Genomic DNA, 26,606 nt, shown 5'->3' with positions numbered 1-26,606 from the left:
TGGCTCCTGCCGCCGGATACCTGCTTTACCGTTGAAATATGCTGAAAATTCGCCGACTATATACCTCTCTTGTTTTCCTGATTGTACTCAATCTGCTGGGAGGTTGCCAGCCCGAAACTGACTTACTCCCGGACGATTCGGCCTATTTCCCGCTGCAAACGGGCGATTACTGGATTTATCAGGTTACCCAGGAAACATATTCAATCACGAGCCCGGCCACAACGCGGGCGTTTCAGGTTCAGCAGAAAATTAGTAGTTCATTCAGCCGCAATGGTCAACTGGTGTATCAGGTCGAAGAATCGGCCAGAAATTCGGAACAGTCCGACTGGAAAGTAAACGCCATTTGGACCGTTTACAGAACGCTTTCGGAAGTTGTCAGCCAGGAAAACAATGTCCCAACGGTGAGTCTGACTTTCCCAATTTCGGCGGCTACCAGCTGGAATGTGAACACCTACAACGCCCGCCCGGATACACTCCTTCGCTATCAAACCGGCAGCCAATCCATTACGCTGAATAAACGGTCGTTCGACAACGTCGTTTCCGTAGTAGGTCCGAACGACTCGACGCTGATCGGACTAAATAAATACGTTCGAATGTACGCACCAAACGTGGGGCTAGTTTACCGAGAAAATACCGCTCTCGCCTACTGCCAGTCCACACCCGACTGTATTGGCAAGGGGACTATTACATCGGGAAGCCGCCAGAAATGGACGTTACTGTCCAGCAATCGACTACCTTAATGCTGCCAGACCACCTTGCCGGTATGGGTTTCGGTGCGGCCGTCTTTGTACGTTAACCGAAACGAATACGGGTAAATGCCCGCTGCGGTTCCCTGCCACAACCAGGTGTTTTTGCCGGTGGTTACCAACAGGGTATCGGCATACACCAGCACACCCGACTGGTTATAAATTAACAGCCGGGATTCGGTGGGCAATTCGGTCAGATTCAGATTCAGGTCAAACTTCACGTAGGAAGTCGCCGGGTTTGGGTAGGCCATTACGGTAACGGGCTCATCCTTGGCCACAACGCCAATATCGAGGACGTAGGGCGACTGCGTACGATTCCCGGCGGCATCTTTCCCGAAAACAATAAGTTGATAGCTCCCCCCCGCCTGAAGCGCTACGGTTGCCGCTACCCGAAGCTGGTTGGCCGAAACCGACGATACGGTGAACTGAGTCGACGGCAGTTTGTTGGGCGAACAACTGGCGCAACTTTTCAGGTAGACCTCAACGGCACTTGTATCACCTGAAGAGAGCGGGTTTTCATCGAGAATAAACACCTCCAGGCGTGGGTTTACGCCAACAATGGCTTTATTCTCCCTGACTCTCCCGTCCAGAAATACGCTGATTTCCGGATCGACGCGATCAGGGAATCGATTAGGCGGGTAACTGGTGCTTGTCTTCGCCTGGGCCCAGTCGATGTCCAGACTGGCTTTATTATTCGATTTATTTAACTCGACAAGCTGATTCTCGGGATCAATCGTCACCTCCAGCTTCTGTAGCCTATCGTCTTTGGCGAACGTGTATACCAGCGTGTCGCGGTACCGAAATGCCGGAAACCGGAGCGTAGTAGTGGCTGCACTGCCGTTACTCGTTTTTGTCAACGCTACCGCAACCGACTGTCCGGCCACGAACTTGCCAAGGTTCGTTACCGGAACGACGACGCGCAGCGAATCGCTGTTCTGAAGCGAACTACCCACTACTTTCCCCTGAATGTACATGCCCTTTGCCTCGACAGAAAAGTCAGGGTTTGGTAGCGGGTACAGACTCAGGGCGGGGTCGCCCTGCAGGAGCATTTGCAGGATCACGGAAATGTCGTACCCATCCACACCTTCTTTTTCCAGCGCCAGGTTAACCTGCTGCTGTACCTTGCCAAAGGGTAACCCCAATGTGCTGGCATCGGCGTACAAGCTGGTATAGAGCCGGTTCAGGTACCGCGTTGTGGGCTGTTCATAACTGTAGTAGGAGTGCGCCAGCACCATACCCGCGCCCTTTTGGGGAGCCAGCAGCCAATCTGTCGACAGGGTTTTGAAGCTGGAAAAGATTTCGCCGACACCACAGCCGTTGAAGATCATGAACGGGTAATATTGATTGCGGAACCCGTTTTCGGGTGGAGAGGCAAACCCGAAATTCATGTCGGTGATGGCCGGTCCGGCATGGCCAAAAAACGTTACCAGACTAACGCCGTCGTTGACCAGCGGAGCAATGTTGATCTGCTCCACTTCGGCGGTGGTGTTCTTACTGAAGGCCGTCACCTGCCCGCCTAACAGGCCGTTGGTATAGATACGACCAACGCCATTGAGGGCTTCCCGCAGACTGGCTACTTCACCCGCCGACTTGCCCCCGCTGATGTGAACGATGTGTTTCCGCCAAATTCCGTTATAGGTGGCGCTTTCCATCTGCTTCACTTTGTCGAGATAGGTAAGCACCTGCTCGTTGGTGGTCGCGTTGATGCGTCCGGTCGGGATGGCCGGGGTATTCGGCGGAAAGCCCGCCAGTCCGGCCGAGAGTAGAATATCGGAACCGGGGTAGCCCATTGTCGGGACTAAATCATCGGTGGCCGTTTTGGTGGTATACGGGTAACTATTTGCCCGGCCCAGGAGCAGCAGGTTTTTAACGGCCGTATTCGCCACCAGATAATCGGCAAAACGTCGAAGTGCCAACGGGCTTTTCTCGCCATAATTGAACTGGTCGTACAGGGAATCGGACTCGACAATAAATGGCTTATAACTCCCACCCGCCACCGACGACCGGTAACCGGCATACGTAGCAGCCGACTGCCGGAGCGATGCGTGCGTGACAATAACGTAGTCTGCCGTTTTGGGCACCATCGTCTCAAACCGGATTGGCTGGATAGCCAGCGGTTTATTGATCTTATTGGTGATCAACACGGCCCGGCTCTGTGCGGTCTCGTTTACCACAAGCTGCGTTTGATCGCCGGTGGTTTGGGTGGTCAGTAGCCGGATGTTGGCCATGTCGGTGATATCGTACGCCAGCGATGCAGCTGGCACGTTTTTGACCGCCAGCTGCGCGGCCAGACGGGCGTTGGCGGGAATACGAAATACCTTAGTGGTTTGCCCAAACATATCCAGCGCCTGCGGATACGTTACCTTGACATACGTAATTGAATAATTGGTGGTAAAGCCGCTTTTTTCGACCCGGAAGCGTAGGGTAAGCTGGTCATTCTGAATCGTTGTGGGCGTAATCGTGGACTGGAATGTCTGGCTTGAAAATCCATTAAAGGGCTCTACGGCCAGGGGTGCGGTGGTAGTGGCGTCGAGTTGAAGCTGAAGTTGGTGGTACGAATTGTCGCGCCCGTTGACCATGCCTTCCAGCGTAACGGGCCAATTTGCCGACGTTCGGCCCGGCAGTTTCAGTTGGACAACCCCAACTGAATCGGCGGTAAGCTGGCGGCCGGACCAACCCTCGCCCGGCTCAAAATAGCTTTGCTGCAAGTACGGTTCCAGTCCTTTCAGGTTGTTGAACGTGTACTCGCTCGTGAACGCCTGAACGGTCTCTTCAACATGAAACGGCTCGGGCGTTAACCCCTGCGCCGACGGCTTTAGTTCGGGCATTCGTTTGCCGGTCAGCGTCGGGTTAGTGGTCAGGAAGAAAGCCGTTTTGTCGGAAAAGAGCGTCTGGTAGGGATGGAGTCGCTTTTGTGGACGATAGACCAGCGAATCCAATGCCCCATCGTTACCAATTCCGTAGAACTCAACATAATCCTGGGCATCAAAAACGCCATCCTGTTGTCCAGCTACCCGAATGGCAACCTCTTGCCCCCTGAAAAACAGTTGCCAGCTGGCGGGGTTGGTTTGCAAAAAAGACGCATCAGCCGCTTTAATATCCTCGTACCCAACCCGGTAAATACCCGCCTGATTCACGGTAAATTTGAGGTACTTCTGACCCGGCCGTATCCATTCATTCCCGAATCGACTTTGTCCATTCAGCACCAGTGCATTGACTAGAAACAAGCAGAGCAGTAACCCTTTTTTCATACGTAGATGTGGATCTGCCGATGGTAAACGATCAGGCAGCAAGTTCCCAATTTTTATCAAAGATACCGAATCGCCTGCATTAACCGACAGCCTGTTTCGCGCCTAAAACTCCGCAAGAATCGGGTTTATCCGGGCGGCTTTTCGAGCGACCTTTGTCTAAGTAAACGAACCGGGGCATCGACATCACAACCAGAACAACAACGACAATGAACACAAATAATCCGCACACGTACCAGCAAATTGCCCGCGCCATCGAGCACCTGACCACCCATTACCGGGAACAGCCGTCGCTGGGCGAACTGGCCGAAAAAGCCAACCTGAGCGAGTTTCACTTTCAGCGGCTTTTTACGGAATGGGCGGGGGTGAGTCCCAAAAAATTCAGCCAGTACCTGACCCTCGAACACGCCAAATCCAGACTGCGGAACGGCGCGCCCCTGGCCGATGCTGCGGATGCCGCCGGGCTGTCCGGTACCGGTCGGCTGCACGATTTGTTCGTGACCATTGAAGGCATCACGCCGGGACAGTTCAAACAGGGCGGTTCGGGCTTGGTGCTCACCTACGGCATTTTTGCCAGTCCGTTCGGGACGTATTTATTAGGGGCTATAAACGACAAAATAGCGCTGCTTCACTTCCTGAACGAGGGCGACGTCCCCGAAATCATTTTAACAACCGCCTGGCCCGAAGCTTCACTCCGGCCTGACCCCGTTACCCTGCAACCACTGACCGATCAGATTTTCAACCCAATTGCTGTTGAACACGAAGGCAGTAAGCCTGTCCTGTCGGTGCTGATGCGCGGCTCTGCTTTTCAGCTCAAGGTGTGGGAAGCACTGCTGAAAATACCCGAAGGTGGCCTGGCGAGTTACGACCAGATTGCCCATGCCATTGGTCAGCCCACGGCCTCGCGGGCCGTGGGTACCGCTATCGGGTCGAACCCTGTGGGGTACCTGATTCCGTGCCACCGGGTTATCAAAAAGACAGGGCTCTTTGGGGGGTACCGCTGGGGTGTTGAGCGCAAACAGGCCATGCTCGGCTGGGAAGCAGCGCGAGTTGAGCCTTAGGGTTTTTGTCACAGAGATGCACGGAGAAAACAGAGATTCACAGAGATTTTTATTACTGTTCTCCTCTATGTATCTCTATAATACAATAAGGACCTGTATCGGCTCTGCACCCGCTGTATGCCAGGCGAATACAAGGTCTGGAAGCAGGCAAATCAATAATACTTGCTACTGTCATTTTTTACAATAAACTTGACAGAATGAACGGATGACTATCCGTCTTATCCCACCTAAGTTTTTTATGAAAAACCTTTCCCGTTGGGCCAGCCAACACAGTCGAGCAGCGATTGCATTACTTATTCTCTGCGAAGTCAGTAACGCAGCCAATGGACTGCTGCTGGGTATGAATTTGCTGGAAAGCTGGTCCGCAGGCTATTTGATTCTGTTGATTTTGGTACTTGCCGCAGGGGCATTATTCATACAAACACAATCGGCTCGCATCGCCAGGCAATCGTATTGGGTTAGCAGACGTTGGCTTTTCGGAGCGTTTATGACCAATTATCTGCTATTTACCCTGCTAGGCGGCTTTTGGGCTACCAACTTACAACAGCCAACGTTTAGCCAAACAGCCTGGGGCAATCGGCGAATAGAAGTGCGGTCCGATACATTAGTGCCATCGCCGAACCTAAAAGCAACTAACCCGGCCTTTTATGAGGCCCCAATTTCGGTACAGGAACAACCTATTAAAGATCAGACCGGTAAGCGGATTGGGTTTATACTGCTGTTCCTGCTGGGTATTCTACTGAGTTCTTACGCAGTTGCACTAGCCTGTACACTGGCTTGCGCCAGTAACGGAGCCCTGGCGTTCCTGGCGGGCCTTTTGGGAGGTGGTATATTCCTCGGCAGCTTCCTGCTGTTGAGCCGCGCTTTCGATAAGGTCATCAAGCCCTGGAGGCTAATGACCCGGCGTGAACGGGGTCGGGTCTATTTACGCTCGTTACTTTTATTACTCGGTTTCTGGGTAGTCTCTGCATTACTGGGTGGGCTAACCAGATAAGCCTGTTGTATCACCTTTTTCAGCACTGCCACACTCCGTTCCAGCTCCTCTTCTGAACTCGACGCAAAGCCCAGGCGGGTGCTGTTAAGCCGCTGTCCGGGTGGGTTATGAAATAAGCCATTTGACAGATACAGTCCATTGTGCCCCGCCCGTTGGGCCAGCAACTCCATATCAATTGCCGGATCGAAAGAAGCCCAGACCGCCAGTCCGCCGTCGGGTTTATTGAATTGAATAACGCCAGGTAATTCACTCGCCAGCAGGTCGCAGAAGTGATCGCGTCGGGCGTGGTAAGCTCGCAGCGTCTTGCGGAAATGTCGTTTCATATCTCCCGTTTTGAACAGCTGCCCAATGGCAAATTCGAGCATCGGGTCGCCCTGCCGGTCAATGATGCGCCGGTGGCGGGCCAGTTCGTCGATCAGGGCTACAGGAGCCACCACGTACCCCACCCGAAACGCAGGTGCCACAGATTTTGTCAGCGATCCGACGTAAACGACCATCCCTCGCCGGTCGGCGCTGGCGAGGGGCAGAATGGGGCGGCTGAGGTAGTGAAAATCATAATCGTAATCATCTTCCAGGATAGCAAAACCATATTGTTCAGCCAGTTGCAGCAGTTTGATACGCCGGTCGGCGCGGAGGGTTACGGTGGTAGGGTAATGATGGTGGGGCGTCACGAACACCATCCGGATGCGCTGCGTCTGGCAAATTGCCTCCAGCGCATCCACCTGCAACCCATACTGGTCGACGGGTACGGTCAGCACCGTTGCGCCCGTTTTTCTAAAGTTCATGGTAGCCCCCGCCCAGGTTGTTTCGCCCACCACAACTACGTCGCCCGGTCGCAACAGAACCTGACTGGCCAGATGAAGGCCCATGATACTCCCTCGGGTAATCAACACATTGTCCGGCGTAGTTTGCAGGCCACGGGTTTCATTCAGGTAAGTCGACAACTGCTCCCGGAGTAACGAGTGGCCTTTGGTGTCGCTGTAGCCAAAATGTTGCTGGGGGTTGCCCCACCGAAAATACGACCGATACGCCCGGCTCAGTTCCTCCATCGGAGCCAGTCGAATATCCGGAAAACCATCGTCCAGGCGCAACCCGGCCTGATTCGTCAATACCGGCCGGACCAGAAAATCCACCGATTCAAACGCGTAACCCGGCTGCTCATTCGCGGGCCTGCTTCCGCTGGACAGGCTATTTATTGCTGATTGACCAGCACTTGTGACCTCTAATCCCTGCGGTTTTATATCCGGAAAATGATCGGCGACATAGGTTCCGCTGCCCGACCGACTTTCGAGCCATCCCTGCGCCAGTCCTTCTTCGTAGGCCGACACGATGGTTTGCCGATTCAGCTCCAGTAGTTCAGCAAGTTGGCGGGTACCTGGCAGCCGTTGCCCCGGCGCGAGTGTTCCCTGCCGGATGAGGTGACCAAGCTGGTTACTCAGCTGAACAAAAACGGGCGTAGACAATGTCTTGTCAACCTGAATTAATGACTTAAAGGGGACCATAACCGGACTAGCTGATTTATCCAAACCGGACGATTTGCATAGACCGATAAAACAAGACATTTGGTGCATCAAAAGCAAGTATTCCAATGCAAACCACTCGCACTACCCCCAGCCGTTTAGCGAAACGCGCCCATTACGACGCCGAAACCATCCATCCCATCCTGGATGAAGCCCTTTTTTGCACGGTCAGTTACGTACTGGATGGGCAACCGATGGCCATTCCAACTGCCTTTGCCCGGAAGGGCGATAAGCTCTACATTCACGGGTCGGTGGGCAGTCATTTTATCCGGTCTATCGAGCAGGGAAATCCGGTCTGTATTTCGGTGATGCTGGCCGATGGGCTAGTGCTGGCAAAGTCGGCGTTTCACCACTCGGTCAATTATCGTTCGGTCGTCATTTTTGCCTCAGCCGAAAAAGTAACCGACGAAGCCGAACGCATGGAAGCTCTGGCCCTGATTACCGATCACCTCATACCCAACCGCTGGGACGACCTGCGCCCAACGACGGACAGCGAAATGCGAAAAACCACCGTGTTGGCATTTTCGCTGGCCGAATCCTCGGCCAAAGTACGAACCGGCGGCCCCGGCGACGATCCCGAAGATGAGCACTTACCTACCTGGGCGGGTGTCATTCCGTTGCAAACAGTTCGGCTGACGCCCATACCCAAAGAAGGTGATAAAGACGTTCCGTTACCGGCTTATCTGTCTGGTCCAAAATAACGTGAATAATGGGATATACCATTTGGCAATCAAGCTCTTCAATACCTGTTCGGTGGCTGGTGTCAGATTGAAGCGAGTATATACAGCGTTGCCATAAGCCAATTAGCCCTGTCAGGGCAGCCTGTTATTAGTTGATATGGCTTCGGACTTATCTGAAGCGCCGTAGGTGCAACCTTAAAAGACCTGATCAGGTCGCACCTACGGCGCTTTAAACGGAACTCCCCTCACTTTTCTATTGATAAGTCGCCCCTGACAGGGCTGTTCTGTAAGAAAAAGAAGTGTATGCATCCTGGGGTTAACCCCACACTTAACCCTATTATTCACGTTAAAATAAAGCGTTGGTCAGCAAAATGAAGCTAGTTTCAGGCGTCGTCGTGGGCGATTTATCGTCACTTTTGCCCTTATAATGCTGCGTAAATTCGGGGGAAAAGCTAATTAAATATCAGCACTGTTCAATATATTAATATAGTTTGTTTTGTTAAGCCTGCTGAATAACCGCCTTCTCGCTGACCAGTGCATTGAACTCCTCGTCAGGTCAGTGGTTGCAGGTAGTTCGTCAAACGCCAGCGCAAAGCGGTTACTTTAAGAGACATTAAGCTAAAATTAACCGGCTGACTGTTAGATATTTACAGTTTAGTCTATAGGGATATATAGTTAATAGGCGTCTTTTTATTAGATTAATTTCAGTAATTATTGTCTTTAATTTATCAAATTTCTTTTTCCTATCAAATTCATAGAACAAGTTTGGAAATGTAAAAACAGCCGCTTTACCTTTACAGCATCTTACACTTACTACTGCTCCGGCAGCCCGGCTGCAAAGTAGCTGTGGATTTATAAAGAAAGGGGGAGAGACAGGCTCACCGAACCCTTAGCAACTTGCCAGTCGGCGTTAGTGCTAACCTGCCTAATTTTAACTAGGAACTATAAATTTACAACCGCCCCGGCGGACTACCATGATGACTCATACTTCGTTACACTGTCCCGATTTCAGACAGAACTGTCTGCATACGCAAGTCCGAACTACCCGTTGTTGTCGCTAACGGAAGGTATCCATACGATTTGACATAACGGTCACTTCATAGGGCTTTGTGGTTTTAACCTATGGTTCAATCTATTATTCTATATATTCTATAGGATAAGTTAATTAATAATTTTTCCCCAAAGACGGAATTACCACTTATGACGTATATGGTAAAACGTTAGCCAATAGCTAGTAGACTGAACCATGGCTTTGGCGATGAATCTGCCATAAATAAGTGGGATGCCTGATCAACCATCTACTAAACAATATACAACCATGCTAAACAGAATTTTACGTCGGTTATTCAAACCAATGGGCTTGCTATTCATTACCCTGCTTCTAACGGGTCGCGTCTATGCACAGGGCCAGACGGTTTCGGGCACTATCAAGGACAAACAAACGGGCGAAACATTACCGGGCGTATCGGTCGTGGTCAAAGGCTCCAATGCGGGTACCACGTCTGATCAGGACGGCAAGTTCAAGCTAGCCGTTTCGCCGGGTGCCACGCTTATTTTCTCGTTCATCGGCTACACCTCCATCGAGCAGCCTGTGCAGAACCGATCCGTCATCAACATCGACCTGAGTGCCGATACCAAACTGCTCAGCGAGGTGATGGTGGTCGGGTACGGCACACAGACGAAAGCGGAGTTTACGGGTTCGGCGGTGCGGGTCAATGGCGATGCCATTAAGGAACAACCCGTTCAGAGCTTCGATCAGGCGTTGCAGGGCCGGGCGGCCGGGGTCAATATTGCCCAGCCGAATGGGGTACTCAACAACCCACCTGTTATCCGAATCCGGGGGGTAAATTCCATTTCGCTGAGTTCATACCCGCTGGTCGTTGTCGACGGTATTCCCATCAACACCGGCAACGTATCGGCGAGTACGGCCGTACCCAATAACCCACTGGGCGATATAAATCCGGCGGATATTGAGTCGATCGATGTACTGAAAGATGCCGCTTCGACGTCCATTTACGGGTCCAGAGCAGCGGCCGGTGTATTGCTCATTACCACCAAACGCGGAAAAGCGGGCAAGCCCCGCATCACCTACGAAACCTGGGCGGGGGTTTCCGACGCGGTGCGGTTACCGGAACTCCTAAACGCCGAACAGTTCATCGCGATCAAGAACGAAGCTGTGCTGAACGCCAAAATTCTGGGTGGTAATGCCTGGAATGACAATGTTGCCTCGGCGCTGTTCTTCCCGAACTACAACGCCGATGGGTCGCCGGTGGATACGCGCTGGTACGATTACATCTACCGAACGGGGGTATCGCAAAGTCATAACATCAGCGTATCGGGTGGCACACCCACAACCACCTATTACTTCTCGGCCAATTACACCAAACAAAACGGCATCCTGAAAGGCAATGAGTTTGCCCGGAAAGCCGCCCGTTTCAACATCGACCAGGAAGTAACGAGCTGGCTGAAACTGAGAGGCAGTATTTCGTACAATACGAGCAACAACCTGTCGCCGTATTCCGGCTCGACGCCCAACACCACCTTTCTGCTCGTCTCGGCCGCGCGACTGGCCATTGCCCTCCCGCCTAACGTGGCGGCTTATAATGCCGATGGCAGTTACAACATCAACCCGGCCAGCCCGAATACGATTGGCGTCGGTAACAACCAGTTTGTCAGTAACTTCGGCAACCCGGTGGCACTGCTCGACCTGAACCGGTATTCGTCCGTCAATGACCGCATTATCGGTAGTCTGGGGGCCACGGCAAAGCTGCTGAAAGGGCTGGACTTCACGACAACCTACTCCATCGACCGGCTCCGGACCGACAACGTCAGTTTCGACAGCCCCCTTCAGGGAAATGGCTTTTCGAGCCGGGGGGCCGTCACGAATGTAACGGCCCTGCGCGATAACTGGGACTGGGCGAGCACGCTCACCTATAACGAGACATTTGGCGGTAAACATGCGGTATCGCTGCTGGCCGGGTACGACGTTCAGAAATTCGACAATTCGGCATGGGGCGCCACCCGAACCCAGACGTCCGATCCGTTCTTTCAAGATTATCAGGGTAACTGGGGGGTTATTGCACCTTCCGGCAACGACATCAGCGAACGGGCTTATCTGTCGGTCTTTTCCCGGCTGACCTACGATTTCAACAAGCGGTATTTTCTGACTGTCAACTTCCGTCGGGATGGTAATTCGGCACTGGGAACGGATAAGAAATACGGCAACTTCGGGGGTGTTTCCGGCGGCTGGGCCTTGTCTGAAGAAGGGTTCTACAAGAACTCCCGGCTGGCTTCTACACTCAGCAACGTCAAACTACGCGCCAGTTGGGGCCGGGTAGGTAATGGCAATCTGGCCAATGCCTTTAACTCGCAGGAACTGTATAGCGGCTCCCTGTACGGTAACGTAGCTACCTGGGCCATATCGCAGGCGGGCAACCCGAATCTGGGTTGGGAAACCAGCGATCAGACCAACATCGGGGCGGATCTGGGCTTTTTCAACGACCGGGTTCAGGCCGACATCACGTTCTTTAACAATAATGTCAACGGACTTATTCTGAGCGCTCCGCAAGCCGTTTCGAAAGGCATACCGGGCAATGCCATACTGGGCAACGTGGGGGCTATGTACAACCGGGGCATTGAGTTGGGCATTACCGGAACTATCATCCGCAAAGGGGATTTCTCCTGGAGCGCGGGGTTCAATTATACCAACCTCCGCAACAAGGTAACGGCCCTGTCGGAGGGCAATACAGACATTATTGGGACAACGATGGTGGCCTACGAAACCACCAACATCACCCGCGTAGGCTATTCCGTGGGGAGTTTGTACGGGGCGAAAACGGCGGGCGTCAACCCCGACAATGGCCGTCGCATTTTCATCAACGGCAAGGGCGAACAGGTTCAGTACAGTCAGGTGGTGGCACCGGGCGAAAGCCAGTGGACGTACCTGGACGGCCGGACAGCAGCGGCCATTACCGGGGCCGATTACTACCTGATTGGCAATGCACTGCCCAAGTGGTACGGCGGCTTCTCCAATACGGTCAAGTACAAGAACTTCGACGCGAACCTCAACCTGACGTTTTCGGGCGGTAACCTGATCATGAACGGAACCCGCGCCACACTCCTCGACCAGCGGGCGTACAACAACTCGACCGAGGTCCTCACGCGCTGGCAGAAACCCGGCGACATTACCGATGTGCCCCGGCTGGTGTATAACGACCAGACCTCAACGGGTTCGTCGTTTCCGGTATCGACCAACGCCCAGAAAGGTGATTTCCTGCGCTTGCAGAACGCGGCTATCGGCTACCGCCTGCCAGCTACACTGCTGAATAAAGTGGGTATCAGTTCGGTACGGGTGTATGCGCAGGGGTCAAACCTGTTTCTGCTGACTCCTTACAAAGGGGCCGATCCGGAATCGTCATCGAATGGAAATTCCAACACCACGCCCGGCGTGGAGAAGAATTCCATTGGTCAGGCACGCACCTTCACCTTTGGTCTTAACGTAGGATTTTAAACAACAGCCACTGCTCACGCCAATTACTGATCAGTATGAAAACATACATAACCATTCCGCAAATTCGTCGCTTCGGCAGCTTCCTAAGCATCGGACTACTCTTGTCAATCACGGCCTGCAACGACTCGGAGCTACTCAATCCTGTTCCGGCCACAGCTATCAGTGGTGCCAATGCCTTCGATACCCCCGATCGGATTCTGGGGCTGGTGAACGGCATTTACAAATCCGTTAAAAGCGGAAGTTTTTACGGCGGCAACTACCTCATTTATCAGGAAGCCCGTGGCGAAGAATTCATTAACCGCACCAGCAATACGTTTACGGCCTACGAAGCCTGGAACCAGACGTTAAATGCAGGCTCAAACTTTGTCGCGGCTTTCTGGTCGGCGGGGTATACGGCGATTAACAACGCCAATATCCTTATAAAAGGGATTGCCGACAATCCAACTCGTATAAGTGCCACCCTCGGTAAGCAGTACACCGCCGAAGCCAAATTCCTGCGGGCGCTGAGCTATTACAGCCTGGTAACACTCTACGCCCGGCCGCACAACGAGAACAAAGGCACCTCGCCCGGTTTGCCCCTGCGGTTACAGGCCGAGACAACTACGGCCAACAACGATCTGAAACGCAGCTCGGTAGCCGAAGTCTACGCCCAGATTCTGAAAGACCTGGATGAAGCCGAAGCCGACCTGCCGCTTACCTACTCGACGGCCCTGCTCAATACCACCAGGGCGCACCGAAACACCGCCATTGCCCTCAAAACGCGCGTTTACCTGAACAGCGGCAACTGGCCCAAGGTCATTGAAGAAGCAAAGAAAATTGTGTCGGCCAGCGCCCCGTATTCGGCGGCTACGGGGGTTACGCACAGACTCCAGAATATCGTCGAGATTTTCACCACGAACTACACCAGCACGGAGTCCATTTTGTCGGTACCCATGACCGAAACGGATAACGTGACCGGCCAGTCGTCGTTCCCCTACGTTTTTAACGCCAATGCCGAGTACAACCTGAATCCGAGCGGCATCTGGGGCGATACCGAGTGGAAATCGACGGATGCCCGGCGAAGCTTTGCCCGTACGGCATCGGGAGTGCAGTTTCTGACCAAATACAGCAAACCCTCGCCTTTCCTGGATTATCTGCCTATCATTCGCTATTCGGAAGTGCTGCTTAACTACGCCGAAGCCGCAGCCCGAACCGGCGATCTGACCACGGCGACCAACCTGCTGAAAGCCGTCCGGAATCGCTCCGATGCCAGCTATGTGTTTCCGGCCAATGCCGTTGGCACGCAGGATGCGCTGGTCAACACCATTCTGAAAGAACGGCGGATCGAGTTGCTGGGTGAAGGGTTTCGTTCCAACGATTTACTCAGGAATCTGTTGCCGCTTCCGGCTAAGTCGAGCAGTTCGAACAGTGCTCCGGCGGTGCTGCCCTCGCAGAGCAACTACATCTTGCCCCTGCCCAACATAGAGATTACAACCAACAAATTACTGCTGAGCTAACTCTTTATGAACGTTTATCTTCTCCTCTTCTGTCTGCTCACATACGGAGCTGTAGGCCAGCGGGTTCGCCAGGCCGAGCACCAGCACGATGTACACGACGGAGACAGCCACGACCTCAACCATAGCCACCTGGCTCATATTCAGGATTACCGCAAAGAGACGGTATTCGTACACAATCTGCCCGCCCCGGAACGGCTGAGCGGCATTGGCACGTCAGACCTGAAAATAAGTACCAAATCGCAGCAGACGCAATTTTTCTATAGCCAGGGGGTTGCGCTGCTGCATTGTTTCTGGGATTTCGAAGCCTACCGCGCCTTTAAAGAAGCCATCCGGCACGACTCCACGGCCATTATGCCCTACTGGGGCCTGTACAGCGCCATTGGAGCCATTGAAGGCACCGACTTTACCGCCGACAAAAAGCTGGCCGTCAACAAACTCAAAGCCCTGAAAGGGTCGGCATCGGAACACGAAAAACTTTATGCCGACGGGATTCTGGCCCGCGATACCGACGCAGAAAATGGCAAACGGGAATACCAGAAAAAGCTGGAGATCATTGTTCACAAATACCCCGACGATGTGGATGCGAAGCTGTTTCTGGCCCTGAGTAAAATGGGTGGCTACGACACGGACATGAACCCGAGAGAGGGGCAGCTCTACGCCGAATACCTACTCCGCGATTTACTGAAAACGCATCCCAACAACGCGGCCGTTCACCATTACTGGATACACCTGATGGAAAACTGCTGCGCCGAGCAGGCCGTTGAAAGTGCCGTCCTGTTGCCGAAACTAGCCCCCGCATCGGGCCATATGGTCCACATGCCGGGCCACATTTATTACAAAATAGGCGATTACAAAATGGCGTACGATGCCTTTGCCGCTTCGCTGGCGGCAGATTCGGCCTACATGAAAACCCAGCACATCCCCGAGGTTGATGCCTGGAACTACATCCACAACATCAATTACCTGCTGGCCAACTGCGCCGAAGACGGGCGTTATGCAACGGCGCTCCATTACGCGGAGAAATTGAAAAATATGCCCGCCACCAAAGAGCGGAAGCAGAAATACGAGGGGCGTTTTTTCTACCAGGGCATTATTGCGCCCGCTAAAATGGAACTGTGCTTCGGCTTTTACCGGAAAGCCGCCGACCGGTTGGCAGCCATCAAACTCGACAAAGACAGCCTCTACTCCACCAAAGCGATGGCCTACAAAGACGGGTTGTATTATTTTGCATCGGGCATGGATGCGGCAAAAAATAACCGGCTCGACGAAGCCCGTCGATTTGCCGATGCCCTCGATGCATCGCTCTGGCGCAACGCGAACCAGCTCACGCCCACCGACGTGATTACCGTTCGTCGGCTCAACGACCTGAATGTGGCCTCGCGGGAGTTACAGGGTGTTATCAAAAGCGCTGAGAATAAATACAAAGAGGCTGTTGCTTTGCTGGAGAATGCCAGAAAGAAAGAAGATGACCTAGGGTATAGTGAGCCCCCCTCCTATGCCCGCCCCGTTTTGATCAGCCTGGCCGAAGTACATCTGAAAGCAAAGCAGTATGACAAAGCCATTACTGCGTACACGCAACTATTGGAACGGCACCCCAACTCGGCCAACGCTTACTGGGGGCTTTACAAAGTCCATAACCAAAACGGCGACAGTGCCAAAGCCAACGAATATGCTACCCATCTGAAGCACACGGCAGCGTTTGGCGACCAGTCGCTATTTCCTTTATAATCAATTATTTATCAACTCAAATCGCTTTTAACCATGAAAAAACAAACCAACTGGCTGCTCTTACTGCCACTCCTGCTGCTGGCCTTCACAACCGATCTATCGTACGAAGAGGAAATCCGGCAATGGCACCAGCAACGCGAAGAAGCCCTGAAAAAAGAAGATGGCTGGCTGAATCTGGCCGGTTTGTTCTGGCTGAACGAAGGGGTCAATACCTTTGGCGGGAGTGATAAAAATATCATTGTGTTCCCGGCCGACCACAGCAATGCGCAACTGGGTAAAATTGTCCTGAAAAACGGCCGGGTAACGGTCGAAACCACGCCCGATGCTCAGGTTTTCGAAGGCGATACGCTAGTTACGAAACTCGACATCTTCCCGTACACCACTAAACCGATCGTACTGCGACACAAGTCGCTGCGGTGGTTCGTGATTCAGCGGGGCGACAAATATGCCATCCGGCTCCGTGATCTGGAAAGTCCCTCAGTAAAAGAGTTTAAGGGGATCGACACCTATCCGATCAGTACCAACTGGCGCCTGAAAGCGAAGTTTGTCCCAACGCCGGGCAAAAAAATTTCGATTACCGATATAACGGGGCGGGTAAGTGATCAGGAGTCGCCGGGGCGGTTGCTGTTTACGGTAAATGGGAAAGAATATGGGCTCGACGCGACCGGAACCCTCAAGCATCTGCACTTCGTTTTTGCCGATCAGACCAATAAGCACGATACCTATGGCGGTGGCCGGTTTTTAGATGCTCCCGGCCCTGATGCAGAAGGGTATACCTACCTTGATTTCAATAAAGCTACCAATCCACCCTGTGCGTTCACGCCCTACGCTACCTGCCCCACGCCCCCCAAAGACAACCGACTGGCAGTAGCCATCCCGGCGGGTGAAAAGCGGTACGGCGATCATTAACCGGGCAATCGGAACACACCGACTCTCAAGCTTTAAGAGCAATAGTTTAAATAAACCAACGTGAACAATGGTTTTTTGAGGCAAGAAATCAATCGTATAAACAGTAAGAACCCAAATCCAGACAATGGATTTGGGTTCTTACTGTTTTGAAATTATCCTTAGTCGCTATCGCTAAACAACGAAGGCTACTTCTTCTCGTGATACACCAGCACGGGCACATCGGACTTCGTAATCAGGGCCGTCGTGTGATTCGGGTGAAACAGATTGTCCAGAAAACCGGCCTTGGGCGATAGCTGCATAACGATCAGGTCGGCGTGGGTGTGTTCGAGTTTGTCTTCCGTCAGCACTTCCAGCTTCGCATCGAACGCATCGACCAGCGATTCTGTCTGGGCCGTTACGATGGATTGTGTCGTTTGCGCCTGCATGGCATACGCGATGGTATGCACCTGCGCCGGACGAATGGACTGCCCTTCGGGCGTGGTGGGTACAATCAGCACCGGACAGACGGCTTCATCGGCAACATCCGTCACGGCACTACCTGCCAAACGGTCGAAGAACGTGCTCAGGTCGCTGCGCCCCATGATGATCAGATCGGCAGAGCGTTCGCGGGCCACATCCAGTATGCCATCGTCGACTGCACCAATACGCCATTCAACCGTTACAGATAACCCCTCGGCCTGAAGCTGGGTGGCAAGTTCATCGAGCCGCTTCCGGCTAATATTCTCAATTTCCATGGATGCCATTACGCCCAGACCCGGATCGCCAACGGTTGGCAGCGTGGTATCGGGCAACATGGGCTGGTACATATGCAACAGCGTGACGGTAGCCCCCGTTTTACGGGCAAACAGGCGAACCCAATCTAAAGCGGCTGATGTATAATTCGAAAAATCGGTAGGAAAAAGCAGGTTTGTCATTTGTGCGTGAATCAGGTTTGATAGAATCAACAAATGAAAGTCGTAACGTTCCCAATATTTTTTCGAATTTTACTCACCTACCGTTTACCGGATATCGGTGGCGGGGTAATTATACCGCTCGACTCGATGCTGCTGTTCAGTGTTTGAACAGCCAGTAATTGCTTCATCGTTTTATCCATGCCATCGGTCGAGCCATCGAGGAAAATAATATTTCCCTGCCCGTTCTCGGCAAAATGCTTGATCGCTTCGGTCCAGATGGAGAACAGAATCAGCGAAGCATCCAGCTTGGCTTCGTTCATAACCTTGGCCGATTCAGCCATACCCTTGGCGACTTCCTCCCGGAACAACGCCACGCCCTGCCCGCGCAGCTGCGACGCTTTTTTCTCGGCTTCGGCCGAAATCTGAATGGCGTTTCCTTCGGCTTCGGCAGCTTTAGTTTTGGTGATTAGCAGCGCCTGGCCTTCGTTTTCGGCAGCCGCTTTCAGGTTCGACGACGCCACCACCTGCGCCATCGAGCGCATAATGACCTCATCGAAAGCGATGTCGTTAAGTTGCAAATCGGTAAGGTGATAGCCCCAGCTTTCGAGCAGCGTATCGAGTTGTGATTTGACGTGTTCGATGATTTCGGAGCGGAGAGCCAGGATTTCGGACTGTCGTTTGGTGGCTACAAAGCTACGAATAGACCCTTCGATGGTTCGAATCAATGCCTGCATGAAGGAGGCTTCGTCGATGAACTTGAACGCCACATTTTTAACGGTCTCTTCTTCCTGATTCAGCACCGAATACACCAGCATGGCTTTGAAATTGACATTGGCCTGATCGGCCGTGATGGCCTGAAACGCCAGTTCGACGGAGCGGTTCTGAATCGAAATCCGTCGGTAAATAACTTCGATGAAGGGAATCTTGAAGTTTAGCCCCGGCCGGAGAACGCGGGCGTACTTACCAAATACCGTGATGACGGCAACTGTACCCTGTTGGACAATGACAACCGAGAGAAAGATAAGGACTATCGCTAGCCCCAAGAGCAGTAATAAAAAATTCATAAGGTCAATTGGTTTGTAACAAAAAACGGATTCCGCGTAAAGTACGGAATCCGTTGATAAGGAAGGTAATAAATTGTTAAAGTGGTATGTGGTGGAGTTAGTGGAGTAGGTGAAATGAGCTGAACTTACTTCACTTACTCCACCCACTTCACTCATTCCACTACTCCACTAACTCTCCTAATGCCCAGCCACCAGTTCGTAGCTGGAAACTTCTTCGGGATCTTTGACGCCTTTTTCTCGCTGCCGGAAGTAGACGACCATAGCCAGCAGAAAACCGGCAAATGCCAGTGCTGCACCCACCCACTCGGGCGAGGCATAACCCAGACCAGCGGCAATGGGCAATCCGCCCAGGTAAGCACCCAACGCGTTGCCCATGTTAAACCCGGCCTGACTTACCGACGAAGCCAGCATTTCGGAGCCGTTGGCCGCCCGAATCATTAGAATCTGGATGGGCGCCCCCAGCGAGAACGCAATAGCCCCGGTAATGAAGGTCATAATCAATAGCGGTATTTGATACTCAGCCACAAAATAAACGCCGATCAGACTTACCGTCATAAGTAGTAAAAACAAGGCGGTTGCCTTACTAGGCGAGATCAGATCGGCGGTACGGCCAGAAATCAGGTTACCGGTTGCCATACCTAAACCTGCCAGAATGAGTATCCACGTAATCTGGTTGCTCCCAAAATGAGCGACTTCGGTCAGCAGCGGGGCGATATAGCTGAACCAGGCGAACAAACCACCCGTACCGATGGCCGTAATACCCAGAATAAGCCAGGGTTCTACCCGCGTAAATAATTTCAGATCTTTTCGTAGACTGGACTCCCCCACCACCGGCATTACCGGCAACAGTTTCTGAATGCAGAACATGGTGGCCAGACCCACCACGGCGATGATAATAAATGTTATCCGCCAGCTCATGGTATGACCAATGTAGGTGCCCAGCGGGACGCCAATGATGTTGGCAACGGTAAGTCCGGCAAACATCATGGAAATGGCCTGAGCCTCTTTTCCTTTACCGGCCAACCGACTAGCCACCACAGCCCCAACGCCAAAGAACGCGCCATGCGGCAAGCCCGACAACAGCCGGGTAATCATCATGATTTCGTAATTAGGCGCAAACGACGACAGTGCATTACAAAACGTAAACAGGGCCATCAGGCCCAGCAGAATTTTCTTAGGCGGATAATTCCCGGCAATGCCCACCAGCAGTGGAGCACCCAGCACGACACCCAGCGCATAGGACGAGATGAGGTGACCAGCAACAGGAATGGAGATTTGGAGGGAACTGGCAACATCGGGCAATATGCCCATGATGACGAACTCGGTCATGCCGATACCGAAGCCCCCAATGGCAAGAGGTAACAGACTTTTTTTCATTTGCAGACAAACCTATAAAGTTTTTGAAACCTTATAGGTTTACATTAATAGTGGTTCACCGTAAGTCACTAACTAGCGTGGCTTACTCTATCATGCAAATAGAAAAAGTGCAAAAATGTTCCCTGTTCTATAAATGTTCTAATTTATTAGCCAGCCGGTACAATTTATAGCCCATCATTAGCCTGGCAACACGCACCCGTTGGTTACACGCCATGTTTAAACGTTTAAATTGGCAAAAAAAATAGTGGTGGAGAACCAGGCTAAACTCATTATTGATAACAAAAAAAATAACGGCGGGTACTATTAATATTAAATAGCATCCACCGTTACCTTAGAATTATTCAATTAACTAAACAATCACCGAAGTCGCTTACCGGGCATATTCTGCCCGTTCTGGTGCAGGATAAGTTGCTCTACTTCGCCCTTGTCGTTACTTACAAACGACACCTGAGCCTCAACGACTTTGAGGTAAAACTTGGTTTTGGACTCGGGGAACAGCTCAAACCGCCCCTGTCCGGTAGCTTGCCCGTACAGTTTATCGCCTTCGCGGGTAATGACAATGGAAAAACCCGGTGCCAACTGGTAGTCGCCAACGTAGGACTCCAGCGTGGCTTTGTCAACAACCACCCCTTCCTGTTTGGGTACTTCGACTGTCTCGCCTAATTCCTTCAACATAGCAAACCCATTAGTATTACGCGGGTTGAGCGCCACCGACCGCTTGTAGTCCTGTATAGCGGCAGCTTTATTGGCCATTTTCATGTAGATCTCACCCCGGCTGTCATAGACATTATACGATTCGGGAAAGGCATCGGTATTTAGGTTGAAAACTGCTAATGCTTCTTTGTCTTTACCTTCCCGCATCAATTCGTACCCCAGCGCATTGATCTCGTTTTCATTCACCGAATAAGCTTTGTCGGCCTTCCAGGCTGTGAACTTCTGCTTCGTTTTCTCCAGCGGGTCGCTCAGCACCGATTGGCGAAGCAGGTCAGCAATAGGCATTTTAGGGGCTTCAACCGGCTGGTCATATAAGATTCGCAGGATGTTTTTGCGAATGTCGTTGAGGGGAGCCCCGCCGGTATTGTTCAGTAAAACAACCAGTTGCTTATCCTTCGGTAAGCGGCTGATAATGGTATTGAAGCCGTTGATTCCGCCACCATGCTCTAGTATGGCCAGACTGTCTTTTACCTGACCAACCTTTGATTTGCCAACGCCCCATCCGTAGGCATATCCATCAATGAACGGGGTGTACATGGTCGCTTTTCCGCTAGCCGATAGTAGTTTATCTGTGTACAGCACCTGATCCCAGCGGTACAAATCCTCGACCGTCGAGTACATGGAACCGGCCGCATACGGAATTGACATATCGAGGTAAGGAGAGTTTACGTAAGTGCTCCCCTTCTTTTCATAACCCGTTGCCCGTTTGGGTAGAATTGGACTGAACAGATCATAACCCGTATTGGCCATCTGAGCGGGTTTTAGGATGTTCTCGGTCAGCACATCGGCATACGATTTCCCCGTCACTTTCTCAATGATGGTCCCCAGCAGGAAATACCCGGAATTGCTGTAGGAGAATTTAGTCCCCGGTTCGAAGTCCAGCGGCTTGCCAGAAAACTCCTTTGTGAAGGATTCGGGCGTAACCGGGTCGCGGCTGAGTGTCTCGAAGAACTTCGGAAAGTTGGTATAGTTTGGGATGCCCGAGGTATGGGTAAGCAGGTGGTGAATCGTGATTTTATCGCCCGTTGCTTTTGGATAGTCGGGCAGGTAATCGGTTATTTTTCCGGTTAAACTGAGCTTCTTTTTTTCCACCAGCTGCATGATGAGCATGGCCGTAAACTGCTTGGTAATGGAACCCAGCCGAAACTTGGTATCCGGCGCATTCGGGATATTCCATTCCATATTGGCCAGGCCGTAGCCTTTCTTGAAAATCACCTGCCCTTTATCGGCCACCAGCACCGAACCGTTGAACTGCCGATTGGCCACGTATTGCTGAATAAGAGCATCAATTTTGGCGGATTTGGTTTGGGCGAAGGCCGCGCCCGTTAGCAGCAGCGAAACGACCACCCATAGGCTAAGCCGGTGAAGGACACGTACTTTTTTCATAAGAGAAGATGGGAAAGTGATAGGTGATTGTCCGCCAAGATTACCACTTTCTATTCCTTAGCCTTACGAAAAATGATTTGTCGGTTTATAGCCCGGATAAGTGGCCGAAAAAACCCCATCCTGAGTAGTAGCGTCAGGATGGGGTTTGTGTTGGGCGAGCGAATGCTCGCTTATATGAGAAGGCACGGGCCAATGCCCGCGCCAGCTTGAACCATATTAATACATTTCTAAGCTACCGCAAACCCGGAGTAAGTCCGCATGAACTCGGGCAGAAAACCGATAACAATATCAGATGCAGGAATACCACGTTCAATCAGGTCGTCGGTCACCAAAATATCGGTATTGTTGACCAGAAGCCAAACTTTACCTGTTGGCTTAATGTGAAAATGAAATACAACGTTATACTCAAATACATCTTTGCGCCATCCCGTTCGAATCACTTGATAATGACGATGCTTATCATCAGCGATTAGCTCATACTCGATTTCGCTGCCCCTATTCCGGCGGTTCACGAATGTGTCAAGACATTCAGTCAGAATAGTCGCGTATGTGGCTATTTTTTTATCCATTGCTCGATAAGTTTAGCTTCAACATCATACACAAGTACATTCATACCAAATTTAGTCAATATTAGTTGTGTTGCGGCATCTGTAAAGAACGTATCGTAAATTCCACGAGGCACAGCGAGATAAAGGACCCTATCTGGCTCCTGAATACCCATAAATGTGTGATAATTGAGGTACTGCCCTAGTATAGTATGAAATTCATACGTGAATGACGGTGACAGAAAACTCTTCACCTCTACAGCTATTTTATCTAAGCCCTTCTGAGCGCCAACAAGTTGTTCGGCCGCTAAATCAACCTCATAGTTCCGATCCATAGCATTAATAAAATATGGATCGTGCGTGATTACCCAGCCGTCATTCAGAAGAACCTCACGAACTACGGGGTGAAAAATATCTCTTGCCATATTGCTCTTATCAGTGCGCCAGCAACCAGTTTTCGCCGGTGCCGATGCCGGTTTCCATCTTCACGCCCATCGGGATGGCATTTTTCATGATCTCATCGACACGCACGCGGAGCAGGTCGATTTCATCGCGGTGGGCGTCGAAGACGAGTTCGTCATGTACAGTCAGGATCATTTTTGACTTTAACCGCTCGGACTGCATGAACTCGTGAATCTGAATCATGGCAATCTTGAGCATGTCGGCGGCACTTCCCTGAATGGGGGCATTTACGGCGTTGCGCTCGGCGAACATCCGGTCAGTCTGGTTGCGGGAATTGATGTCACGCAAATACCGACGCCGACCCAGAATCGTTTCGGCATAGCCAAAGCCGCGCGCTTTTTCGATGCACTGATCGATATAGCCTTTTACGGCCGGGAAACCGGCGAAATACTCTTCGATGATCTGCCCCGCTTCCTTGCGTGGAATCTTGAGCCGCTGCGCCAGACCAAAGGACGAGATGCCGTAAATGATGCCAAAATTGATGGTTTTGGCCTTCCGGCGCATGTCGGTGGTTACTTCGTCCAGACCCACGTGGAATACCTTGCTGGCCGTTTGGGTGTGAATATCGACGCCATTATTGAACGCGTCCAGCATGGTTTGGTCACCACTGAAAGCCGCCATGATGCGCAATTCGATTTGCGAATAATCGGCCGACATGATCACGAACTCCGGCCCGCGTGGTACGAAAGCCTTGCGGATTTCCTGTCCGCGTGGCGTCCGAATCGGAATGTTTTGCAGGTTCGGGTTTGTTGACGACAATCGCCCGGTGGCCGCAACGGCTTGGTTGAAGGACGTATGAATCCGGCCGGTGCGCTTGCTGATCAGCAGCGGCAGCGCATCGACGTACGTGTTCTTTAACTTGATCAACTCCCGGTAATCGAGAATTTTCCGGGCTATTTCATGTTCGACTTCCAGCTTCGACAGAATCTCCTCGCCCGTGGCATACTGCCCGGTTTTGGTCTTTTTAGCGTTCTTATCGAGCTTGAGCCGGTCGAACAGCACTTCGCCCAACTGCTTCGGCGAGCCGATATTGAACGTCTCACCGGCAATCTCGAAAATCTCCTGCTGCACCTGCCGCATATCCACTTCCAGCGTGGCGGAGAGTTCAGCCAGCGCGTTGGTATCGATCTTAATCCCTTCAAGTTCCAGATCCGTCAGCACCTGAACGAGGGGCATTTCTACCTGATCGAAGAGTTTGTGCAGGTTGTCTTTTTCGAGCCGGGGAGCAAAGGCGTGTTTCAGTTGCAGGGTAATGTCGGCATCTTCACCCGCATAATCGACCACTTTCTGAATGTCCACATCACGCATGGTCAACTGCCCTTTCCCTTTTTTGCCAATCAGGGCTTCAATCTCGACCGGGCTGTAGTTCAGGTAGGTCATGGCCATCATGTCCATATTGTGGCGCATTTCGGGCTCAATCAGGTAATGGGCAATCATGGTGTCGAACAGTTTGCCCTGAACCTCCACGCCGTACTTTTTTAGCATCAGCAGGTCGTATTTCAGGTTCTGCCCGATTTTTTCGATGGCTGGATTCTCGAAAACAGGCTTGAACTGGTCAACAATGGCTTGAGCCTCTTCTCGGTCGGCGGGAACGGGCACGTAGAACGCTTCGCCCGTTCGGTACGCGAAGGACAGGCCAACCAGATCGGCCTCAACGGGGTCGATGGCGGTCGTTTCCGAATCGAAGCAAAGGCTCTCCTGAAGGCTCATATAATGAACCAGACTGGCCCGGAGTTCGGGCGTATCCACCAACCGATAGTCGTGCTTGACGGATAGTATCGTCTTGCGCCGTTCGGGCTGATTCTCGTCGATTTCGTAGTCGGGATAGACATCCAGGTAAGCGGGTGTTCCGTTCGTTTCGCTCACCTCCGAACCCGGCTTGTCATCTGTCGTGATGGTATCGGTCACACCCGTTGGGGTTGCTTCAGAACCCGAGGCAACCGGCACTTTAACGGCGGTACGTTTGCCTTTGGGCTTCTCAGTGGGTGCGGCTGCCGGAGTCGTCTCATTCCCGAAATCAAACGGCAGATCACTGGCCCCGGATGGATTGGACGCCCCCATATTCGGAAACGGCAGGAATGCTGGCGTGTCGCCACCCGGCGAATCGAATAGATTCATCTGGGCGGAACCGGGGGCCTGGAACGCCGATGGCAACGGTTTTTCGTCGTACGTACCACCCAGCAAACGAGTCTTCATCTGCCGAAACTCCAGTTCGTCCAGCAAGGCGGCTAACCGGGGTTTGTCGTATTCGGTGTGGCGCAGGTGTTCTTCATCGAAAGGCACCGGCACATCCAGATGAATGGTGGCCAGCTCTTTCGACAACAGGCCCTGCTGGGCGAAATTGACAACGTTTTCCTTAAGTTTTCCTTTCAGCTCATCGGCGCGGGCAATAAGGTTTTCGACCGATCCAAAGTCGGCAACGAGTTTCTGCGCCGTTTTTTCGCCAATGCCGGGAATACCCGGAATGTTATCGACTGAATCGCCCATTAACCCGAGCATATCCGTCACCTGGTCGATGCGCTCAATATTCCAGCGTTCCAGAACCTCTTTCACGCCCAGTTTTTCGGCGGGTTTGCCCATGAAAGCGGGCTTATAAATATGAATATGCTCTTCCACCAATTGCCCGTAATCTTTGTCGGGCGTCATCATATAGACCTCAAAATCAGCCAGAGCAGCTTTTTTGGCGATCGTTCCAATAATATCGTCGGCTTCGTACCCATCCAGAATCAGCATGGGAATGTGCATGGCCTCCACAATCTGCTTGATGTACGGCATAGCCACACTAATATCTTCGGGCTGCGACTGCCGATTGGCCTTATACATCGGGAACGACTCGTGCCGGAATGTCTTCTTTGCCGAGTCGAAGGCAACGCCAATGTGGGTGGGCTTCTCTTTCGTCAACACCTCGATCATGGCGTTCATAAACCCGAACACGGCCGATGTATTGATGCCCCTCGATGAGATACGGGGCGATTTACTAAAAGCAAAATGAGCGCGGTAGATAAGCGCCAGCGCGTCTAATAAAAACAGTTTTTTGGTTGGTTTGGCCATTCTATAAAGGTAGCTGTCAATAGCTCAAAGGTCGAAAGTCTTACGGACAATCACGCGCTTTTGGCCCGACAAATTCAGAAGAGGTATGCACAAAGCTATACGTAAACAGAACAGTTAGGCAAGGGTTTTGATTCCGGCTGAACCGGTAGCCTGGCAGGCTGTTTTAAACGCCAAAAGGCGCAAAGGTCGCAAAGGAATGAGGCTCATCTCCTTTGCGACCTT

Annotated in this window: 17 protein-coding genes and 1 riboswitch; of the genes, 8 read left to right on the top strand and 9 right to left on the bottom strand. The window is 52.1% G+C overall.

The features are described 5' to 3' along the window. Positions 1 to 38 precede the first annotated feature (38 nt). Entirely contained in the window at positions 39 to 740 is a 702-nt protein-coding gene (locus tag CRO74_RS01685) for a hypothetical protein (RefSeq protein ID WP_097124273.1), read from the top strand. Here the strand turns inward: CRO74_RS01685 and porU2 are convergent. Next, on the bottom strand, positions 737 to 3,997 hold the full coding sequence (gene porU2 / locus CRO74_RS01680; protein WP_097124272.1) for a putative type IX secretion system sortase PorU2: 3,261 nt from the start codon (positions 3,995 to 3,997) through the stop codon (positions 737 to 739). The two genes, CRO74_RS01685 and porU2, sit on opposite strands and share 4 nt — an antisense overlap. Before the next feature lie 206 nt (positions 3,998 to 4,203). Between porU2 and CRO74_RS01675 the strand changes: the two genes are divergently transcribed. After that, positions 4,204 to 5,055: a bifunctional helix-turn-helix domain-containing protein/methylated-DNA--[protein]-cysteine S-methyltransferase gene (locus tag CRO74_RS01675; RefSeq protein ID WP_097124271.1), complete on the top strand. Its 852-nt coding sequence runs from the start codon at positions 4,204 to 4,206 to the stop codon at positions 5,053 to 5,055. 238 nt (positions 5,056 to 5,293) lie between these two features. Beyond that, positions 5,294 to 6,049, top strand: coding sequence for a hypothetical protein (locus tag CRO74_RS01670; RefSeq protein ID WP_097125972.1), 756 nt, complete (start codon positions 5,294 to 5,296; stop codon positions 6,047 to 6,049). Here CRO74_RS01670 and CRO74_RS01665 read toward each other — a convergent pair. Further along, a complete protein-coding gene (locus tag CRO74_RS01665; RefSeq protein WP_097124270.1) occupies positions 5,977 to 7,551 on the bottom strand; it encodes an aminotransferase-like domain-containing protein in 1,575 nt (524 codons plus the stop codon). The genes CRO74_RS01670 and CRO74_RS01665 overlap by 73 nt on opposite strands. Before the next feature lie 86 nt (positions 7,552 to 7,637). Here CRO74_RS01665 and CRO74_RS01660 point away from each other — a divergent pair, with 86 nt between their 5' ends. From CRO74_RS01660 to CRO74_RS01640, 5 genes are all read left to right on the top strand, one after another. After that, positions 7,638 to 8,270: a pyridoxamine 5'-phosphate oxidase family protein gene (locus CRO74_RS01660; protein ID WP_097124269.1), complete on the top strand. Its 633-nt coding sequence runs from the start codon at positions 7,638 to 7,640 to the stop codon at positions 8,268 to 8,270. A gap of 828 nt (positions 8,271 to 9,098) precedes the next feature. Beyond that, a riboswitch (SAM riboswitch) is annotated at positions 9,099 to 9,200 on the top strand. A gap of 367 nt (positions 9,201 to 9,567) precedes the next feature. Next, positions 9,568 to 12,759 (top strand): SusC/RagA family TonB-linked outer membrane protein, encoded by a 3,192-nt coding sequence (locus tag CRO74_RS01655; RefSeq protein ID WP_245877728.1) that lies wholly within the window; start codon positions 9,568 to 9,570, stop codon positions 12,757 to 12,759. Between the two features lie 35 nt (positions 12,760 to 12,794). Beyond that, the gene (locus tag CRO74_RS01650) at positions 12,795 to 14,255 is read left to right on the top strand and encodes a RagB/SusD family nutrient uptake outer membrane protein (RefSeq protein ID WP_097124267.1); all 1,461 of its coding nucleotides are present in this window, start codon (positions 12,795 to 12,797) and stop codon (positions 14,253 to 14,255) included. Between the two features lie 6 nt (positions 14,256 to 14,261). Next, positions 14,262 to 15,983, top strand: a complete 1,722-nt coding sequence (locus CRO74_RS01645) for a tetratricopeptide repeat protein (protein WP_097124266.1) — start codon at positions 14,262 to 14,264, stop codon at positions 15,981 to 15,983. 33 nt (positions 15,984 to 16,016) lie between these two features. Beyond that, entirely contained in the window at positions 16,017 to 16,892 is an 876-nt protein-coding gene (locus CRO74_RS01640) for a DUF1684 domain-containing protein (RefSeq protein ID WP_097124265.1), read from the top strand. A gap of 185 nt (positions 16,893 to 17,077) precedes the next feature. Here CRO74_RS01640 and CRO74_RS01635 read toward each other — a convergent pair whose 3' ends face one another. From CRO74_RS01635 to polA, 7 genes are all read right to left on the bottom strand, one after another. After that, positions 17,078 to 17,806, bottom strand: a complete 729-nt coding sequence (locus tag CRO74_RS01635) for a universal stress protein (protein ID WP_097124264.1) — start codon at positions 17,804 to 17,806, stop codon at positions 17,078 to 17,080. A gap of 77 nt (positions 17,807 to 17,883) precedes the next feature. Beyond that, positions 17,884 to 18,849 (bottom strand): SPFH domain-containing protein, encoded by a 966-nt coding sequence (locus CRO74_RS01630; protein WP_097124263.1) that lies wholly within the window; start codon positions 18,847 to 18,849, stop codon positions 17,884 to 17,886. A 177-nt stretch (positions 18,850 to 19,026) separates the two neighbouring features. After that, positions 19,027 to 20,226 (bottom strand): MFS transporter, encoded by a 1,200-nt coding sequence (locus CRO74_RS01625; protein WP_097124262.1) that lies wholly within the window; start codon positions 20,224 to 20,226, stop codon positions 19,027 to 19,029. A 357-nt stretch (positions 20,227 to 20,583) separates the two neighbouring features. After that, positions 20,584 to 22,326 carry a serine hydrolase gene (locus tag CRO74_RS01620; protein WP_097124261.1) on the bottom strand — a complete coding sequence of 581 codons (1,743 nt, stop codon included), beginning with the start codon at positions 22,324 to 22,326 and terminating at the stop codon, positions 20,584 to 20,586. Positions 22,327 to 22,553: 227 nt separating this feature from the next. Beyond that, positions 22,554 to 22,895, bottom strand: a complete 342-nt coding sequence (locus tag CRO74_RS01615) for a XisI protein (protein WP_097124260.1) — start codon at positions 22,893 to 22,895, stop codon at positions 22,554 to 22,556. Then, entirely contained in the window at positions 22,880 to 23,296 is a 417-nt protein-coding gene (locus CRO74_RS01610) for an element excision factor XisH family protein (protein ID WP_097124259.1), read from the bottom strand. The genes CRO74_RS01615 and CRO74_RS01610 overlap by 16 nt, the downstream gene beginning before the upstream one ends. A 10-nt stretch (positions 23,297 to 23,306) precedes the next feature. After that, positions 23,307 to 26,384: a DNA polymerase I gene (gene polA / locus CRO74_RS01605; RefSeq protein WP_097124258.1), complete on the bottom strand. Its 3,078-nt coding sequence runs from the start codon at positions 26,382 to 26,384 to the stop codon at positions 23,307 to 23,309. Positions 26,385 to 26,606 lie beyond the last annotated feature (222 nt).

Source organism: Spirosoma fluviale, from assembly GCF_900230225.1.
Classification (GTDB): Bacteria; Bacteroidota; Bacteroidia; order Cytophagales; family Spirosomataceae; genus Spirosoma; species Spirosoma fluviale.
The sequence above is the reverse complement of the archived record's forward strand: the minus strand, read 5'-3'. Positions and strand labels throughout refer to the sequence as shown.